The organism is Ectothiorhodosinus mongolicus, assembly GCF_022406875.1.
GTDB classification, from domain to species: domain Bacteria; phylum Pseudomonadota; class Gammaproteobacteria; order Ectothiorhodospirales; family Ectothiorhodospiraceae; genus Ectothiorhodospira; species Ectothiorhodospira mongolica.
Map to the genome: position 1 here is coordinate 1,240,509 of NZ_CP023018.1, position 14,969 is coordinate 1,255,477.

The following is a 14,969-nucleotide window of genomic DNA, read 5'->3' on the forward strand; positions in this document are numbered from 1 at the left end:
GGTATGACTGACTCCGCAGAGATATCTGAAGATGTGCATCATCTGGTCCTGCGCAATCTGCGCTTGGATGACTACGAGCACATTCATCGGATTACCCGCCGGGTTTATCAAGATGTTGATGGGCCCTGGAGCCGCGAACAGTACAAGGCTCAGCTCAAGCGCTTCCCTGAGGGGCAGATTTGTATTGAGGACAATGGCCGGGTAGTGGCTGCCGCCATGAGTTTAATCGTCGATTATCGGCGTTGGGGCGATCGCCATAAGTACTGGGATATCACTGGCAAGGGTTTTTTTACCACCCATGATGCCAAGGGCGACACGCTGTATGGCGCTGATATTTTTGTCGATCCGGACTATCGAGGTCTACGCCTGGGTCGGCGTCTATATGATGCCCGCAAAGCTTTGTGTGAGAACCTAAACCTGCGCGCCATCGTCGTCGGTGGGCGTATCCCCGGTTACCACGAATATCAAGATGAGCTAACCCCGCGCCAATACGTCGAACAGGTCCAGTTGCACGAATTAAACGATACGGTGCTGACTTTTCAGTTGGCCAATGGGTTTCATGTTAGGCGAATTTTGCGCAACTACTTGCCGGGAGATGAGGCTTCTTCCGAGTATGCCGTGTTGCTGGAGTGGATCAACATCAACTATGAGGAGGAGGAAGAAAACCTCATTGATGCTGCCAAAACCGTCGTGCGCGTTGGCGCTGTGCAATGGCAAATGCGGCCCATGGCATCGGTCGATGATTTGCTACAGCAGGTGGAATACTTTGTTGATGCTGTCTCAGGCTATCAGTCGGATGTCATCTTATTTCCAGAGTTTTTCAACGGACCCCTCATGGGTCAGTTCAATCAAGATAATCCAGCCGAGGCTGTGCGCCATATGGCGGAATTCACCGAGCCTTTGCGCGCAGAAATGCAGCGCTTAGCGCTGGCCTATAACATCAATATCATCGCCGGCAGCATGCCCGAATATGAGGACGGGGTGCTGCGTAATGTGTCTTACCTATGCCGTCGCGATGGAAGCTGGGAACGCCAGTACAAGTTGCATATCACGCCAGATGAAAGCGCTTATTGGGGCCTTCAAGGCGGCAATGAGTTGCGTGTTTTTGATACCGACTTTGGCAAGGTCGGTATCTTGATTTGTTATGACGTCGAGTTTCCTGAATTACCTCGCATCCTGGCTGATCAGGGACTGCAAATACTCTTTGTGCCGTTTTGGACTGATACCAAAAACGCTTACCTACGGGTGCGGCGTTGTGCGCAGGCTAGGGCCATCGAAAACGAGTGTTATGTAGTCATCTCGGGCAGCGTGGGGAACTTGCCGCGCATCGAAAACATGGATATGCAATATTCTCAAGCGGCGGTATTCACCCCCTCAGACTTTGCCTTTCCTCATGATGCTGTGGCTGCCGAAGCCACGCCCAATACCGAGATGACCCTGATTTGTGACCTGGATTTGGAGAATCTCAAGAAGCTGCGCCGCCAGGGTAGCGTGCGCAACCTACGTGATCGCCGACTCGATCTTTATTCGGTGAAGTGGAAATAAACAGAAGCCTTGGCCTACCAAGGAATGTCTGCGCCGTTAATATCGATGAAGCGGCCGCTGTCTGACAGCTTGAAATCATCCATCAGGCGGCGCATGGCCATGACGCTCTCGGTCACCGTCATTTCGGCTCCCGGGCCGCCCATGTCGGTTAGTACCCACCCCGGATGCATGGCCACCACAATAATTCCTTGTTGCAGTAAGTCATGTGCGGCGCTCACAACCACCGCGTTTAGCGCGGCTTTGCTGGAGCGATAGATATAAACGCCACCCGAACTGTTGTCTGTCATGCTGCCCATCTTGCTAGAGAGGTTGACCATCAGCTTGCCCGAGCCGGCAGCCACGTTACTGGCAAATATCTCCATCATTTGTAAGGGGCCAATGCAATTGGTTCTTAAGGTGTTCATCCAAGCTTCCGGGTCGGTTTGTCCGAAAGGCTTGGTGGGTCCGTAGGAGCCGGCATTATTGATCAGGATGTCCAAAGGTAAGTCGCCGATACTTTCTTTTAATGCGGCGATGCTCACAGAGGAGGTGATGTCCAAGGGATACACTGTGATCCGCTCTGGATGCCAGGAGGCTAGCTGTTGCAAGTCTCGTGCCTCATCGGGTGCACGACAAGTGGCCAAAACTTGGCTGTCTGTATCAGCAAATTGGCGCACCATTTCCAAACCAATGCCGCGGTTGGCGCCCGTGATGAGAATGGTTTGGGTCATGCTGTCATACTCCGAAAAAAGGGTTTGGTTGAAATGATGAAGATTGCGCCGCCGACCTGCAAGGAATTTGCTGGCCGGTTTATGGTCTACGAATACAGAGGAGCCTTGTGGTGGGATGAATATGAGACCGATCGCGATAGGCATTGCGCTGTTGGCATTGATCAGTGTTCTGGCAGGCTGTGCGAGTACCACGCCAGAAAAAGTGCGCCAGGCTCCTGAGCCCGATCTGAGCTTGGAGGAGGTGCGCGCTGACGGCAAGCGTTTTCAGGGCGAGGCTGTCCGTTGGGGCGGTATTATTGTTAAAACCGAAAATCTAAGCGACGCCACGCGTGTCGAACTGGTTTATCGGCCACTCACAAGAGGTGGGCGCCCCTTGGAGACCGATCGCAGTTCCGGACGCTTTGTTGCACTGGTCCCGGCTTTTCTGGATCCGGTTGTCTATGCGGCTGGGCGCGAGCTGACCGTTCATGGAAAGATCCAAGATATTCAAGCGGGCCAAATCGGAAAGATGGCCTATGACTTCGCTGTGGTGGCGGCCGATACCGTCTATCTCTGGCCTGAGCCTGTGCCATTGAGGCATGAGCCTTGGCCTTATTTCCCAGGATACTATGGTCCGTTTTATGATCCTTGGTATCGTTTTCATCCGCGTCCCTGGCCCTATTACTGATGTCCCGTCTATTACTCCTCATGCTGGTTTTGTTGCTAACGCTCCTCTTAACTGCCTGCGCCAGTGGTCCAAGATTCGAGGGCGCTTCTATGGATTCTGAGGTCACGCCCGCCATGGTAGCCAGTGACTCGGACCCATGGATCTCATCGCAAGTCATTTGGGCGGGGGTTATTATCAGCATTGAGAATTTGAGTGAGTACACCGAGCTCGAAGTGCTGTCTTATCCGTTACGCCAGAATCAGCGGCCGGATTTACGAAAAGCAGCCCAAGGGCGGTTTATTGTTCGGGTTCCGGGTTATCTGGAGAGTGCTGATTACGCCCCCGGGCGTGAGGTCACGGTGCTTGGAGAGCTCATTGAGTTGTTGCCGGGGCGCGTGGGTCAGGCTTCTTATCAGTTTCCCGTCGTGTCTACCCAAGCTCCATACCTATGGCCAGTGGAAGCACAGATGCCAGCCAGTCGACCGCGCATCAGTATCGGTGTAGGTGTTATTTTTCGTAACTAATCAGCTGCCCAATAGACGTTCCGCGATACGAAATCCAGCGGCATAAGTGCCGATGGCTGATCCTAGCGTCGTCAGAATAAAAACCAGTAGCACTCGGGAGATGCGGTTCTTCCACCAACCGCCCAAATGCGCAGTGTCATGCCGCAGTGTCGAGAAATCGCCGACAGTAGGCTTGCGCAGCCATGCTTCAGCGCCGGCCGCCACAAACCCCACTCCAATAGTGGGGTTTAGCGAGGTGAGCGGCGCGGCTAAGGCAGCGATGACCACGGTCAGTGGGTGTGCTGCCGCAATAATAGCGCCAAGTCCCGCCAAACTCCCGTTAATCAACACCCAGTCAGCCACCAATTGCCAGCCAAGGTCCGGATTGCGTGAAAAGCCGATAGCAAAACCCGTGAGAATCAGCGCCACAATCACCCAAGGGATGAATTTGAGCCAGCGTGTGGGTGGGGGTAGTTGATCCAGACGTTCGAGAGTCTGAGCCGGTGGTTCAGCGGACTCAGCAGTGAGTGTGTCACGCAAACCGGCCAAATGCCCGGCCCCGACAACAGCCAGAATATGCTGATAATCGTTATTTGTGGCTTCCTGACGCAGACGCGCCGCCATATAGGCGTCTCGTTCATTGATTAAGGGCTCATACAAAGAGCCAGATTCCGCGGCAAACTCATTAAAGCTGGATTCCAGTATGTCTCCTGATTTGAGCCGCTCGATTTCCTCTTCGCTGATTTTCTCGCGGGAGACAACGCTCGCCAATAATCCCCCAAATAAGCCCATGCGCTGCCACCAAGGGACATTGCGATAACAGCGTTTTAGGGTGACCCCAACCTCGCGATCAATCAGTAAGACCGGTAGGTGCGCCGCTTGCGCTTGATTGATCGCCGCGCGCATTTCCGCACCGGGTTCGATGCCGAATTGTTCGGCCAGTCGTTGCTGATAGGCACCCAGCGCGAGGCTGGCGGCAACCATGGGAGCCATGCCTTGACGCAATACCGCAAACAGATTCATGCGTGACAAAGCATCGGGATCAACAATGGCCTGATGTCGACTGGGACACAATTCCACGGCTACGGCATCAAACTCGCCGCTGGCCAGCAGATCATGCACCACTTGAGCGGACACCCGTGATACATGAGCGGTTCCCAAGAGGGTGATTTTGGTGCCGTTGAGGCTAACTTCAAAACGCGGCTCGTCCGCGCCCGTTGTGGAAGGCAGTGTCATCGCGTGGTCCGACGATCCTTTTAAAGTCTATTAGCAACAGATGAAAGCGCCCATTATGAGCATGCAGCGCCGTACTGTCATGATGTCATTTTCCTATCTAGGGGCTGCATGAAGTATTCTTGTCAGTCCGCGTTAAAGTATTCAGTCAAGGAACCCCCGCTCTTGTATTCCCTTTTTCAACAGCGTTTGCAGGCCATCATCGATGCCAATCGCCAACACAGTCTGAGTGACCGACGCGTTGGCTTAGAGAAGGAAGCGCTGCGCGTTAATGCTGAGGGGATGATTGCCAAAACGCCGCATCCTGCAGCTTTGGGCTCAGCATTAACCCACCCAAACATCACTACGGACTACTCAGAGGCGCTATTGGAATTCATAACGCCGCCCTGTGATGGGATTTCTGAGGCAATGGAGTTTTTGGAGGATTTGCACAGCTTCACCTATCAGCGCCTAGATGAAGAGATTTTGTGGGCAGCCAGCATGCCGTGTGTGCTGGAGGGCGAGCAGGGCATCCCGATAGCTCATTATGGCTCCTCTAACTTGGGGCGAATGAAAACCGTCTATCGACGTGGCTTGGGGCATCGTTATGGACGCATCATGCAAGTAATTTCGGGTTGCCACTTCAATTTCTCCATGGGTGAGAGCTTCTGGACTTCCTGGCAGGAGTTATTTGCTCCGGGGCAGTCCCTGCGTCAGTGCCGCGATGAAGCCTATTTCGGCATGATTCGAAATTTGCAGCGACTGGGTTGGTTGGTGCCTTACTTATTTGGCGCATCGCCAGCAGTATGCCGCACTTTTCTTGGCGGCAAGCCCACTACATTGGCAGAGTTTGATGAAGGGACATACTACGAGCCTTACGCCACCAGCTTGCGTATGGGTGATATCGGTTACCAGAATCGTAAGGAAGAGGAAACCGGTATCAAAGCCAATTACGACGGTTTAGACAGCTATGTAAAAAGCCTCGAGTGGGCCATTAATACCCCCTCTAGTCAGTATGAAAAAATCGGGGTTTTGGTCGAGGGTGACTATCGGCAGTTAAATGCCAATGTTCTGCAAATCGAAAATGAATACTACAGCACCGTGCGCCCCAAACCTTTAACTCAGGGTGTTGAGAAACCCACTCTGGCCTTAAAGCGTGGCGGCGTGGCTTATGTGGAACTGCGTTCCTTGGATGTGAATCCGTTTGAGCCAACGGGTTTGGACCGGTCACAACTCCATTTTCTGGAGCTGCTGATGATTTTTGCCTTGCTATGCGACAGTCCACGCATCGACGAATTAGAGCGCTTGGCCATCGATCATAACCAAAGTGCCACAGCCCACAGGGGTCGTGATCCAAAGCTTGCGCTGCTGCGCAAAGGTGAACAAATTGGTTTGCGCGAGTGGGCCGCTGAGCTATTGCAGGCGATGGGCCCCTTGGCCGCAGCGCTGGATGTATCACTGCCAACATCGACTTATTCCATGGCTTTGCAGGCGCAACAGTACAAGCTAGCTGATGCCTCGTTGACGCCTTCGGCGCGCATGTTGGGTGAAATGGCCGATCAAGAGGAGGGCTTTCATCGCTTCGCTAAGCGCATTTCCTTGGAACATGCCGATTGGTTCGAACAGCGGCATTTAAGCCGTGAGCGTGAAGTTGAACTTGAGGCGCTGGCCACAGACTCACTGCTTAAGCAGGCTCAGATTGAAGCCAGTGATAAAGAAGATTTCGCTGCCTTTCTTCGGCATTACGCTGAACAGCGTTGAGACGCGTATTTGGGATGGAGTAAGAGATTGTCATGAGTTTATTGATTAACGGTGAGTTGCGGCCTGGATGGTTGGAAGAAGAGACTGAAGACGGCGAATTTATCCGCCAGGATTCTCAGTTTCGATCCTGGATCACTGCCGATGGTGCAGCGGGTCCCACCGGTGACTCAGGCTTTACAGCCGAAGCCGGTCGTTATCACTTATACGTTTGTTTGGCCTGCCCGTGGGCGCATCGAACTCTGATTTTTCGATGCCTCAAGGGCCTTGATGATTTGATTTCGGTATCTGTGGTCAATCCCTTCATGTTAGAGCAGGGGTGGAGTTTCCATGCCTATCCCGGCAGTACCGAAGATCACATCAATGGTTTCGGGTATTTGCATCAGGCTTACACATTAGCCCAGCCCGACTACACTGGGATCATTACGGTACCCGTGCTCTGGGACAAAAAGACGCAGACGATCGTCAATAACGAGTCCTCAGAAATTATTCGCATGTTCAATAGTGCTTTTGATGATTTGACCGGCAATCAACAGGACTATTACCCGCTGGCTTTGCGTGAAGAGATCGATCGCATTAACGCGCGAATCTATGAGAGCGTGAATAATGGCGTCTATCGGTCAGGTTTTGCGACGACACAGGAGGCTTATGAGCGAGCATTTGATGCCTTGTTTGCTTCGCTGGATTGGTTAGAAGATTTGCTTGCGCAGCGGCGTTATCTTGCCGGAGATGTTGTGACAGAGTCGGACTGGCGGCTGTTTACCACGTTGGTGCGCTTTGATGCCGTGTATTTTGGGCACTTTAAATGCAATCAAAGGCGCATTGTTGATTACCCCAATCTGTGGGCTTACACGCGTGATTTATACCAGGTGCCGGGCATTGCTGAGACAGTGAATATGCAGCAGATCAAAACGCACTATTACGCGAGTCATGACAGTATAAATCCCACCGGGATTGTGCCTAAGGGTCCGCTGATCGATTTTTATGCGCCCCATGGTCGAGGCTAGGGTCACTACGTCTGTTGATCCCGTGGCTGGAAGGTCAGGGACGCAGAGTTAATGCAATAGCGTAGCCCAGTAGGCCGCGGGCCATCAGGAAACACATGGCCTAAGTGGGCATCGCAACGCGCACAACACACCTCGGTTCGGCGCATCCAGAGACTGTTGTCCTCATGCTCTGTGACTGCGTCGCTGGCGCATGCTTGCCAGTAACTGGGCCAGCCGCTGCCTGAGTCGTATTTATGCGCACTATCAAACAGCGGTGCGCCGCAGCACACGCAAGCATAAATGCCATCTGCTTTATGATCATGATAGCGGCCGGTGAAGGCCGGCTCGGTGCCTGCCTCTCTGGTGATGCGGTAGGTCTCGGGCGAGAGCTGCTCGCGCCATTGTGACTCGCTGCGTTCTGTCTTCTCAGGCATGGAAAGTCCTCAAGATGCCAGTTAAGTACTGCTGGGGTATGATGTAAGTCGGTTCTTGTGAATGAATATCCGATCCAAACCGTCTGACGTCAAGTCGGGCAAGCAGAGGAAATGAAGCGCACTCAGCGAAAAGCCAGTCGCGGTGAAGGTCTTTATATCGTGCTCGTCAGCGTTCACGGACTGATACGCGGCAGTGATTTGGAATTGGGCAGGGATGCTGATACTGGCGGTCAGATCAAGTATGTGGTCGAGCTGGCAAGGGCTTTGGGAGCCCATCCCGAAGTGGGTCGCGTTGATTTGCTGACGCGGCGGATCGATGATCAGCGGGTTGACCCTGCTTATGCCCAGGCGGAGGAGACACTAGCAGAGGGTGTGCGGGTCATTCGCCTCGATTGCGGTCCTAAGCGCTACCTGCGCAAGGAGCGCCTCTGGCCCCATTTGGATTGCTTTGCTGACAACGCCATCAAGCATATCCGCCATGTGGGTCTCAGGCCCGATGTGGTTCATGGCCATTATGCCGATGCCGGTTATGCCGCAGTGCGCATTGCCAACTTATTGGGCGCGCCACTGGTCCAAACCGGTCACTCACTGGGGCGTGTGAAACAACAAAGGCTGATGGAGAAAGGGGCTTCCGAACGGGATATTGAATCGCGTTACAACATGGCCCAGCGCATAGATGCTGAGGAGGAAACACTGCTCAATGCCTATAGAGTGATCGCCAGCACGCAGCAGGAAGTGGAATCACAGTATGCGCTCTATGACCACTACCGCCCAGAACGGATGGAAGTGATTCCGCCCGGGACTGATCTTGAACGCTTTCATCCGCCGCCCAGCCGTTGGCGTCAGCCGCCCATTGCCGCCGAACTCAAGCGTTTTCTGCGCCATCCCCAGCGTCCGATAGTCATGGCTTTATCTCGCCCGGATGAGCGCAAGAATATTCCGACACTGGTGCGTGCCTTTGCTGAGCATGGCGGGCTGCGCGAGTTGGCCAACCTAGTGATCGTGGCTGGTAACCGCGATTCAGTGCGCAGCCTAGATCGTGGCGCCCGCAAAGTTCTGACTGAAGTTTTTATGCTCATCGATGACTACGATCTGCATGGGCAGGTGGCTTACCCCAAACATCATGCAGCCGATGACGTGCCCGATTTGTATCGGCTGGTGACCCACACCCGGGGGGTGTTTGTGAACCCGGCACTCACGGAGCCCTTTGGCTTGACGCTGATTGAGGCGGGCGCCAGCGGTGCGCCGTTTGTGGCGACAGCTGATGGGGGGCCCAAGGATATTCTGCGCCATTGCCAAAATGGTGTCTTAGTTGACCCGTTGGACAGCAAGGCCATGAGTGAGGCGATCTATCAAATATTGGCCGATGATAAACGCTGGAAAGCGCTATCGACAGCAGGTCTTAAGGGTGTACGCAAACATTACTCTTGGCGCGGGCATGCTGATACTTATGTTCGCAAGATCAAGCCTCTAGGGGCGGAAGCCCGCCGTGTGCGACGTGGTCAGCGTAAGCTGTCCGGCAAGCTGGTTCGGGCCGACCGCGCCTTGATCACCGATATCGACAATACCTTATTGGGTGATCGCCAGGGGCTGAAACGGTTGTTAAATGAGTTGCGTTCCCGAGGCAGCGGCATCGCTTTTGGCATTGCCACCGGCCGACGTCTTGATTCAGCGGTGCAGATTCTCAAAGAGTGGGGTGTGCCCACGCCTGACCTGATGATAACCTCGGTGGGCGCAGAGATTCACTACGCTGCGGAGATGACCGAAGATCCGGGCTGGATGACCCATATTAACTACCGATGGCGGCCCGAGGCTTTGCGTGAGGCTATCCTCGAGTTGCCCGGGATTGACTTGCAGCCCGAGGAGGATCAGCGCCGCCACAAAATCAGTTTCTTCGTCGATCCCACCTATGCGCCAGGTTTGCGCGAGATAGAACGCTTGCTGCGCCAGCAAGATCTACAGGCGAATCTTATTTATTCCCATGACCGCTTTTTAGATCTATTGCCGCTGCGCGCCTCTAAAGGCTTCGCAGTGCGCTATTTCGCTGACAAGTGGGGTATCGAGCTGGAACGGGTATTGGTGGCTGGGGACTCGGGTAATGACGAGGATATGCTCAGAGGGCGTACGCTGGGTGTGGTTGTCGGTAATCATGCCCCAGAGTTAGAGCGCTTGAGAGGCTACAAGCGCGTCCATTTTGCCAAGGCCAACTATGCTGGGGGTATTGTTGAGGCGCTTGAGCACTACGATTTCTTTAATGAGTGTCGAGCACCCGATCAGTGATCTTTGGCTCCGCCACCGAGACAGGCGGGCGACTCTTTAATGCGCCCGCCTCGCTCAATCCACTCTTTGGGCGAGTAGGGATGCAGCGCGAGTGCATGCACGGGACCCGCCAGCTCATCGGCCAATAGACCATTGATCTGTCGATGCCGATCTAAACGCTTCATGCCCTCGAAGATCTCACTGACTACCGTGATGCGAAAATGCGATTCTGACCCCCGAGGCACATTGTGACTGTCGCTTTCATTCAGCACTTCTAGATGATCCAAAGTGAAGTGCTGCTCGAGCTTGCGAGTGATCTGATCTGAGATGCTCATATTTGTTTGACCAATCAATACCTAAGTGGAATGCTTGCCATTATGAAAGATCCCGCTCCAAAATCCACCCATTTAACCGATTACACTTCTCCGGCCTGGCGGGTGCCCAAAGTCTCATTGTGCTTTGAACTGGAGCCTGAGGAGACGCGCGTCACTGCGATGCTGTGTGTCGAACACGTGGATGGCCATCCGCAGCGGGACTTGGTGCTGTTCGGCGAAGAATTGGTTTTGGAATCTTTGTCTCAGAACGGAGAGCCGCTTGATTCGCAATATTATGAATTAACCAAGGATGGCTTGGTGATTCGCGATCTAGACGAGAGCTGTGAGTTGGAGATCGTCACGCGTATTCATCCTAAGCGCAATACGGCGCTTTCCGGGCTGTATATATCTGAGGGTCATTTTTGTACCCAATGCGAGGCCGAAGGCTTTCGCCGCATCACCTACTTTCCCGACCGGCCCGACGTATTGAGTGTTTATGATGTGCGTATCGAAGCCGATGAGAAGCGCTATCCCGTTTTGCTCTCCAATGGCAATCCGGTCGCTCAGGGTGAGCTCGATAATGGCCGGCATTTTGCCCATTGGCACGACCCATTTCCTAAACCCAGTTATCTGTTTGCTTTAGTCGCGGGTGATCTGGCCTGCCACAGCGATCAATTCGTCACTGCTTCAGGTCGCACTGTGGATTTGCGGCTCTATGTTCAGGCCCACAATTTGGATCAATGCAGCTTTGCCATGCAGGCGCTGAAAAAATCCATGCGCTGGGACGAACAGGCTTTTGGACGTGAATACGATCTGGATATTTTTATGATCGTCGCCGTGGACGACTTCAACATGGGCGCGATGGAAAATAAGGGCCTGAATATTTTCAATTCCAAATGTGTTTTAGCCAGCCCACAAACCGCCACAGATGATGATTTCATCATGATTGAGAGCATCATCGCCCATGAATATTTTCATAATTGGTCAGGCAATCGCGTCACCTGCCGGGATTGGTTCCAGCTCTCTTTGAAGGAGGGCTTAACCGTTTTTCGCGACCAAGAGTTTACCGCCGACCAAACCTTGCCTGGGGTAAAGCGCATCCAAGACGTACAGCGCCTGCGCAATCTGCAATTTCCCGAAGATGCCGGCCCTATGTCGCATCCCGTGCGCCCTCAGAGCTATCTGGAGATCAATAATTTCTACACCATGACGATCTATGAAAAAGGCGCTGAGGTGGTGCGTATGCTGCAAACCTTGCTGGGGGCAAGCCTGTTTCGACGGGGGCTGGATTTGTACTTTGACCGTCATGATGGCCAGGCCGTGACCACCGATGATTTTGTCAAAGCGCTCGAGGATGCCAGCGGCCGCGATCTAAGCCTCTTCCGGCGCTGGTACGATCAAGCAGGAACGCCGGTATTGGAAATTCAAGAGGGCTTTGATGACAGCGCGTCGGAATACCATCTCAGCCTGCGTCAACACTGTCCATCCACGCCGGGGCAGGACGTAAAAATGCCCTTGCATATTCCCGTGTCTGTGGCGTTATTTGCTGCGAGCGGCGAGAAAATCCCTTGCGGCGCTGATGCGGCTATTGAGACAACACTCGAGCTCACGGAGCAGCAACAGACCTTTGTGTTTAAGGATGTTCATGAGCCGCCAGTGCTCTCTCTCCTGCGTGGTTTTTCAGCACCCGTCATCGTCCGTGATCAGCACCGCCCGGAGACTCTGGCTTTCTTAATGCAGCATGAAGATGATGCTTTTAGTCGCTGGGAGGCCGGGCAACGATTTGCCCTCAATATCCTGTTGGCTTGGGTGGCTGATTGCCAGAATGATCGACAGTTGTTGTTGGATCCGCGCTTTAGTCAGGCATTCGCGGCATTGCTCAAGGATGCTCAGAGTCATCCAGCGCTCGTGGCCGAGACCATGACCCTGCCCAGTGAGTCATACCTCGGGGATCAACTCAGCACTATCGATGTGGAGGCGGTGCATATGGCGCGCTGCACTCTAATGCAGCAACTGGGTCAGCAATGTTTTTCCACAATGGTCGAAATCTATGAAAAAACCCAAGGGATTGCTGGCTTTGATGCCCTAGCATTGGGGCAGCGGCGTCTCCACAATCTGTGTCTGACCTATTTATGTGCCAGCGGTGAGTCCGAAGCCCAAGATCGGGCGCTGCAGCATTATCATCACGCCCCCGACATGACCCACACGATGGGCGCTTTGCGTGCCTTGATAGCCCAGCCTGGGGAGGTGATTCACCAGTGTTTGGGAGATTTTGAGCAGCGCTGGAAAGACCAGCCGCTGGTGCTGGATAAGTGGTTTTCGCTGCAAGCAATGGCGCCCTGGCCCGACTCATTGGAGCGGGTGCAGGATTTAATGCGGCATCCAGGGTTTTCCCTGCGCAATCCCAATCGAGTGCGCGCGGTACTGGGGAGTTTTACTATGGCCAATCCGCTGGGTTTTCACGCCATCGATGGCCAGGCCTATGCGTTCATGGCGGAGCTTATTCTCGAGCTTGATGCCATCAACCCCCAGATCGCCGCGCGTTTGGCAGGCTGTTTCTCCCGCTGGCGGCGGTTTGATGCCGTTCGTCAAAATGGCCAGCAGCAGGCATTGCAGCGTATTCTTGCGCAGCCATCTGTGTCTCGTGATCTTTATGAAATCGCATCGCGCAGCCTCGGCTAGGCCGTTGTTTGCCGCTTGCAAGGAGTAAGCATATGAAAGCAAAAATTAATTGGTTGGGTGAATGCGCTTTTGCTGGCGAGGCGAGCAGCGGCCATACCGTTATCATGGATGGCCCACCGGATTTCGGTGGACAGAATCGAGGAGCGCGGCCCATGGAGCTCTTGCTCCTTGGCTTGGGTGGCTGCACCGCCTTTGATGTGGTGCAGATCCTGCGTAAATCACGCCAAGAGGTGACCGATTGCCAGCTTTCCATCGAGGCTGAGCGCGCCGAGACTGACCCCAAAGTGTTCACCCGAATCCATATTCATTATCGGGTGGTGGGGCGTAACCTCAATGAAAAACAAGTGGCACGAGCCGTTAGCCTATCGGCAGAAAAATACTGCTCTGCCTCGATTATGTTGGGCAAAACCGCAGAAATTAGCCACGAGTATTCACTGCATGAGGCAGAGGCTTCCTAGCTTGTTGCGTTTTTCCCGCGGCCGATACCGTAATAGCTAAAGCCACTTTTATCGAGCATCTCAGGGTCATAAAGATTGCGGCCATCGAAAATCACTGGCTGTTTTAGATGCTGACGCAGGGACTCAAAATCCGGGCTGCGAAAGACATTCCACTCCGTGACAATCGCCAGGGCGTCAGCGTCTTGCAGGGCGTGTTCGTGGGTTTCGCACAGTTCGAGTGCCGGATGATCGCCATAGATGCGACGGCACTCATCCATGGCTACCGGGTCATAGGCTCTCACTTTCGCTCCGGCCTGCCACAGCGCCTCCATCAGCTTGCGACTGGAGGCCTCACGCATGTCATCGGTGTTGGGTTTGAATGCCAGACCCCATAAAGCGACGGTTCTGCCCGAGAGCTGACCGTCGAAATGATGATGGATTTTGCTGAACAAAACGTCTTTTTGGCGCTCGTTAACGGCTTCGACGGCACCCAATAGCTCGGCATTAAATCCCACTTGTCGAGCCGTACGCTCTAAGGCTTTTACATCCTTGGGAAAACAGGATCCGCCGTAGCCGCACCCCGGGTAGATGAAATGATAACCAATGCGTGGGTCAGCGCCGATGCCGCGGCGTACCTCTTCAATGTCGGCATCCAAATGTTCTGCCAGATTGGCCAGTTCGTTCATAAAGCTAATCTTGGTCGCCAACATGGCATTGGCCGCATATTTGGTCAGCTCGGCGGAGCGGATATCCATGAGCATGACGCGGTCATGGTTGCGGTTGAAGGGGGCGTACAGAGCACGCATGAGCTCCCCGGTGCGAGGGTTGTCCGTACCCACCACCACCCGGTCGGGCTTCATAAAATCCTCGATGGCAGCGCCTTCTTTGAGGAATTCGGGGTTGGAGACAACGTCGAAATCTCCCTGGCTGGCGCGTTCGGTAAGACCATTTTGGACTGCGTCCCGCACCGCATCGGCGGTACCAACGGGCACCGTGCTTTTATTGACGATGATCCGGTAGTCAGTCATGTGTTCGGCTATCGATCGTGCGACCGTTAGCACATGACGCAGGTCGGCTGAGCCATCCTCATCTGGCGGTGTGCCCACGGCAATAAATTGAAATAGGCCGTGATCAACGCCTTGTTTGGCATCGAGGCTGAAGGCTAAGCGGCCCGATTTCATATTCGCATGAATGAGCTCGTCTAGCCCGGGTTCATGAATAGGGATTTCACCGCGATTGAGTGCATCAATCTTGTCAGCGTCAACGTCAACACACAGCACCTGATTGCCCACTTCAGCCAAGCAGGCACCGGTGACCAGGCCCACATAACCCGATCCGTAAATAGTAACCTTCACCCCAGAACTCCCCAAGAAAAATTCAATGCCTTATCAATTGTGCGAGATGCTAGCAGATTCCCAGTGACTCGGCATAAAAGCCTTAAAATCGGTTGACAGTGCCTTGTTCAATAAAGAATAATGTGCGG

13 protein-coding genes are annotated in these 14,969 nt (G+C 53.8%); 8 read left to right on the forward strand and 5 right to left on the reverse strand.

Annotated features, from left to right (window positions below):
- The first annotated feature begins 3 nt into the window (after positions 1-3).
- Positions 4-1,545, forward strand: a complete 1,542-nt coding sequence (locus tag CKX93_RS05865) for a bifunctional GNAT family N-acetyltransferase/carbon-nitrogen hydrolase family protein (RefSeq protein WP_076755954.1) — start codon at positions 4-6, stop codon at positions 1,543-1,545.
- Positions 1,546-1,559: 14 nt separating this feature from the next.
- Here the strand turns inward: CKX93_RS05865 and CKX93_RS05870 are convergent, their stop codons facing one another.
- On the reverse strand, positions 1,560-2,255 hold the full coding sequence (locus CKX93_RS05870) for an SDR family oxidoreductase (protein ID WP_076755741.1): 696 nt from the start codon (positions 2,253-2,255) through the stop codon (positions 1,560-1,562).
- Between the two features lie 121 nt (positions 2,256-2,376).
- Here CKX93_RS05870 and CKX93_RS05875 point away from each other — a divergent pair, with 121 nt between their 5' ends.
- Together CKX93_RS05875 and CKX93_RS05880 are read left to right on the forward strand one after the other, a co-directional pair.
- Entirely contained in the window at positions 2,377-2,922 is a 546-nt protein-coding gene (locus CKX93_RS05875; protein WP_084178693.1) for a Slp family lipoprotein, read from the forward strand.
- 20 nt (positions 2,923-2,942) lie between these two features.
- Entirely contained in the window at positions 2,943-3,425 is a 483-nt protein-coding gene (locus CKX93_RS05880) for a Slp family lipoprotein (RefSeq protein ID WP_268753142.1), read from the forward strand.
- Here CKX93_RS05880 and CKX93_RS05885 read toward each other — a convergent pair whose 3' ends face one another.
- Complete coding sequence (locus CKX93_RS05885) at positions 3,426-4,640, reverse strand: TraB/GumN family protein (protein WP_076755744.1); 1,215 nt, start codon at positions 4,638-4,640, stop codon at positions 3,426-3,428.
- Positions 4,641-4,802: 162 nt separating this feature from the next.
- Between CKX93_RS05885 and gshA the strand changes: the two genes are divergently transcribed.
- Entirely contained in the window at positions 4,803-6,377 is a 1,575-nt protein-coding gene (gshA, locus tag CKX93_RS05890; protein WP_076755745.1) for a glutamate--cysteine ligase, read from the forward strand.
- A gap of 32 nt (positions 6,378-6,409) precedes the next feature.
- Entirely contained in the window at positions 6,410-7,381 is a 972-nt protein-coding gene (locus CKX93_RS05895) for a glutathione S-transferase family protein (protein WP_076755746.1), read from the forward strand.
- Between the two features lie 5 nt (positions 7,382-7,386).
- Here the strand turns inward: CKX93_RS05895 and msrB are convergent, their stop codons facing one another.
- Positions 7,387-7,794, reverse strand: a complete 408-nt coding sequence (gene msrB, locus CKX93_RS05900; RefSeq protein ID WP_076755747.1) for a peptide-methionine (R)-S-oxide reductase MsrB — start codon at positions 7,792-7,794, stop codon at positions 7,387-7,389.
- Between the two features lie 111 nt (positions 7,795-7,905).
- On the opposite strand from msrB, the gene CKX93_RS05905 reads away from it, so the two are divergent.
- Positions 7,906-10,074: an HAD-IIB family hydrolase gene (locus tag CKX93_RS05905; protein WP_076755748.1), complete on the forward strand. Its 2,169-nt coding sequence runs from the start codon at positions 7,906-7,908 to the stop codon at positions 10,072-10,074.
- Here the strand turns inward: CKX93_RS05905 and CKX93_RS05910 are convergent.
- Positions 10,068-10,388: a BolA family protein gene (locus CKX93_RS05910; protein ID WP_076755749.1), complete on the reverse strand. Its 321-nt coding sequence runs from the start codon at positions 10,386-10,388 to the stop codon at positions 10,068-10,070. The two genes, CKX93_RS05905 and CKX93_RS05910, sit on opposite strands and share 7 nt — an antisense overlap.
- A 42-nt stretch (positions 10,389-10,430) precedes the next feature.
- Between CKX93_RS05910 and pepN the strand changes: the two genes are divergently transcribed.
- Positions 10,431-13,049: an aminopeptidase N gene (gene pepN / locus CKX93_RS05915; RefSeq protein ID WP_143339931.1), complete on the forward strand. Its 2,619-nt coding sequence runs from the start codon at positions 10,431-10,433 to the stop codon at positions 13,047-13,049.
- A 32-nt stretch (positions 13,050-13,081) separates the two neighbouring features.
- On the forward strand, positions 13,082-13,507 hold the full coding sequence (locus CKX93_RS05920) for an OsmC family protein (protein ID WP_076755751.1): 426 nt from the start codon (positions 13,082-13,084) through the stop codon (positions 13,505-13,507).
- Here CKX93_RS05920 and CKX93_RS05925 read toward each other — a convergent pair.
- Positions 13,504-14,841 carry a UDP-glucose dehydrogenase family protein gene (locus tag CKX93_RS05925; protein WP_076755752.1) on the reverse strand — a complete coding sequence of 446 codons (1,338 nt, stop codon included), beginning with the start codon at positions 14,839-14,841 and terminating at the stop codon, positions 13,504-13,506. The two genes, CKX93_RS05920 and CKX93_RS05925, sit on opposite strands and share 4 nt — an antisense overlap.
- Between the last annotated feature and the right edge of the window lie 128 nt (positions 14,842-14,969).

Coding starts and splice junctions, on each gene's coding strand:
- CKX93_RS05875 (WP_084178693.1), top strand. CDS start 2,377: ATGAGACCGATCGCGATAGGCATTGCGCTGTTGGCATTGATCAGTGTT.
- CKX93_RS05910 (WP_076755749.1), bottom strand. CDS start 10,388: ATGAGCATCTCAGATCAGATCACTCGCAAGCTCGAGCAGCACTTCACT.
- CKX93_RS05905 (WP_076755748.1), top strand. CDS start 7,906: ATGAAGCGCACTCAGCGAAAAGCCAGTCGCGGTGAAGGTCTTTATATC.
- CKX93_RS05920 (WP_076755751.1), top strand. CDS start 13,082: ATGAAAGCAAAAATTAATTGGTTGGGTGAATGCGCTTTTGCTGGCGAG.
- CKX93_RS05895 (WP_076755746.1), top strand. CDS start 6,410: ATGAGTTTATTGATTAACGGTGAGTTGCGGCCTGGATGGTTGGAAGAA.
- CKX93_RS05885 (WP_076755744.1), bottom strand. CDS start 4,640: ATGACACTGCCTTCCACAACGGGCGCGGACGAGCCGCGTTTTGAAGTT.
- pepN (WP_143339931.1), top strand. CDS start 10,431: ATGAAAGATCCCGCTCCAAAATCCACCCATTTAACCGATTACACTTCT.
- CKX93_RS05880 (WP_268753142.1), top strand. CDS start 2,943: ATGCTGGTTTTGTTGCTAACGCTCCTCTTAACTGCCTGCGCCAGTGGT.
- CKX93_RS05870 (WP_076755741.1), bottom strand. CDS start 2,255: ATGACCCAAACCATTCTCATCACGGGCGCCAACCGCGGCATTGGTTTG.
- msrB (WP_076755747.1), bottom strand. CDS start 7,794: ATGCCTGAGAAGACAGAACGCAGCGAGTCACAATGGCGCGAGCAGCTC.
- CKX93_RS05865 (WP_076755954.1), top strand. CDS start 4: ATGACTGACTCCGCAGAGATATCTGAAGATGTGCATCATCTGGTCCTG.